2 protein-coding genes and 1 pseudogene are annotated in these 2,499 nt (G+C 60.5%); all 3 read left to right on the forward strand.

Annotated elements, in window-relative coordinates; translation table 11 throughout:
* The first annotated feature begins 5 nt into the window (after positions 1 to 5).
* On the forward strand, positions 6 to 149 hold the full coding sequence (locus VFE81_RS11545; protein WP_325044727.1) for a S26 family signal peptidase: 144 nt from the start codon (positions 6 to 8) through the stop codon (positions 147 to 149).
* Between the two features lie 30 nt (positions 150 to 179).
* Positions 180 to 2,231, forward strand: a complete 2,052-nt coding sequence (locus tag VFE81_RS11550) for a DNA topoisomerase 3 (protein WP_325044725.1) — start codon at positions 180 to 182, stop codon at positions 2,229 to 2,231.
* A 1-nt stretch (position 2,232) separates the two neighbouring features.
* Positions 2,233 to 2,499, forward strand: a pseudogene (locus VFE81_RS11555) (hypothetical protein); the annotation flags it as partial.

Raw genomic sequence — 2,499 nt, forward strand, 5'->3', positions numbered from 1 at the left:
CGCGCATGAGCGACGAGCGCTACACGCTGGGCGAATCCGAATTGCTCCTGATGACCGACCGTAGCGCCACGTCATTCGACGCGCGTTACTTCGGCCCGGTGACGAGCGCGCAAGTGAAGGCCGTGATCCGGCCAGTGTGGACTTGGTAACAACGACCAACGAATTTCGAGGAAAAGACCATGCGTTTATTCATCGCGGAAAAACCGTCAGTCGCCAAAGCCATCGCCGGCGAGCTGGGTGTCACGGGGAAGGGCGACGGCTTCATTGAATGCGGCAAAGACAAAATAACCTGGTGCTTCGGGCACATGCTCGAACAGGCCGAGCCGGACGAATACACCCCGGACGATGTGCCACGCAGCCCGACCAACGGCAAAAAAATCTGGCGCATCGAGGAACTGCCGATCATCCCCGAAACGTGGATCATGCGGCCGCGCGAGGATGCCAAGCAGCAGCTCGCCGTGATCGGGCGGCTGCTGAAAGACGCCACCGAAATCGTCAACGCCGGCGACCCCGACCGCGAGGGCCAGTTACTGATCGACGAAGTGCTGGAACACTTTCATTGCACCAAGCCCGCCCGGCGCTTTTGGGTGTCGGCGCAAGATTCGGTATCGGTGCAGCGCGGGCTTGCCGCACTCAAAGACAACGCGGCTTATCAGGGCTTCGCCGGAGCTGCCCAGGCCCGAGGCCGAGCGGACTGGTTGATCGGCATGAATTTCAGCCGGGCGTACACCTTGCGGGCGCAACGCGGCGGCTCACGCGCCTTGCTGACCGTAGGCCGTGTGCAGACCCCGACGCTGGCCCTGGTTGTGACCAGGGACCGCGAAATCGAAGCATTCAAGCCGATCCCGTTCCACACCATCCGGGCCGCGATCAAACACGAAGGCGGCGTGTTCCTAGCCGCCTGGCGGGCGCAGGAAGATCAAGCGGGCCTGGATTCGGAAGGACGACTTGTCGATACCGCGATTGCAAACAGCCTGGTCGAGAGCGTCAGCGGCAAGACCGGGCGCATCACGGAATACAAGCAAGAACCGAAAAAACAGAACCAGCCGAAAGCCTATTCGCTGTCGGACATAACCCTACTGGCGTCCAACAAGTTCGGCTACAGCGCAGCGGACGTGCTTGAAGTTTGCCAATCACTTTACGAAGCGAAATTGACCAGCTATCCGCGTACCGACTGTGCCTACCTGCCAGAGTCGCAACACGCCGACGCACCGCGCGTGCTCGCCGCGATCAAGCAAGTCAATCCCGAGCTGGGCGGCATCGTCGATGGAGCCGACCCACGCATCAAGTCGAAAACATGGGACGACAGCAAGATCACCGCGCACCACGGCATCATCCCGACGATGCACACGGGCAGCGCCGGGGCGCTATCAGAGCAGGAGCAAAACGTGTACGGGCTGATCGTGCGCGCCTACGTCGCGCAGTTCTACCCACAACACGAATACCTCAGCACTACCGTCGCGCTGGACGTAGCCGGCGAGCGTTTCGAGGCTAAGGGCAAGGTGGTAACCCGCAACGGCTGGCGTGACGTGTACGCCGAAGCCGACGAGGAATCGGAAGGCGACGACGCCAGCGACGGCGAGAATCAGAGTCTGCCGGCGATGAAGGCCGGCGATGACGTGGCTTGCGTCAAAGCCACGCGCCAGGACTCGAAGACGAAGCCGCCGAGCCGATTCACCGAAGGCACGCTGACCCGTGCAATGGAGAACATCCATAAATTCGTCAGCGATTCCGAACACAAGAAAATGCTGCGCGAAGGCGACGGCATCGGCACGTCAGCAACCCGTGCGTCGATCATTTCGGAATTAAAGCGACGCGAATTTCTCGAACTGAAGGGCAAGCAAATTATCAGCACGACGCTGGGGCGCAGCATGATCGACGCGCTGCCGGAAGTCGTGAAAAGCCCGGTTCTTACCGCCTTGTACGAGCGCATGCTCATGAGCATCGAGCAAGGCAATTCAGACGTGGACGACTTCATTGCAAAGCAAGAAGCCTTCATACGTGAGCAAGTAGTAAAGGCAAACAGTGGTTCCGTGAAAATCGCCGGCGCGAAAGAGGCAGTGAAGGTGTCGGAGATTCACAAGTGCATGGCTTGCGGCAAAGGCTTGTGTCGCCGGGCCGGCAAAAAACCGGGGACCAGCTTTTGGTCGTGCAGCGGCTATCCCACATGCACGCAGACGTACCCGGATGTGAAAGGCAAGCCCGACTACAGCAAACGCAAGGAGAAGTGAGATGAGCACCGAAAACACGACCCAGCAAGAAGCGATTAGCGGCAACACCGACACCACCAACAACGAGCTGCTGCCGGTCAGCTTCGACGACGAAGCAAACGCGGCCGAGGCCATGCGCGAAAAGCTAACCGACGCACTCACCCCCGGTTTCCAAGCCGAGTTCGCCCCGGACGAGGCCGTCCAGGCCGGCGCATTCGTCGAGGACGCATTGAGCGAACAGGATGCCGCCGACAGCGATGTTGACCTGGACGACGCCACTGCGCCGGCG

Source organism: Paraburkholderia sp., assembly GCF_035656215.1.
GTDB lineage: Bacteria > Pseudomonadota > Gammaproteobacteria > Burkholderiales > Burkholderiaceae > Paraburkholderia.

Excerpts from the sequence above, each read along its gene's own strand:
- VFE81_RS11545 (WP_325044727.1), top strand. The coding sequence starts at position 6 with ATGAGCGACGAGCGCTACACGCTGGGCGAATCCGAATTGCTCCTGATG.
- VFE81_RS11550 (WP_325044725.1), top strand. The coding sequence starts at position 180 with ATGCGTTTATTCATCGCGGAAAAACCGTCAGTCGCCAAAGCCATCGCC.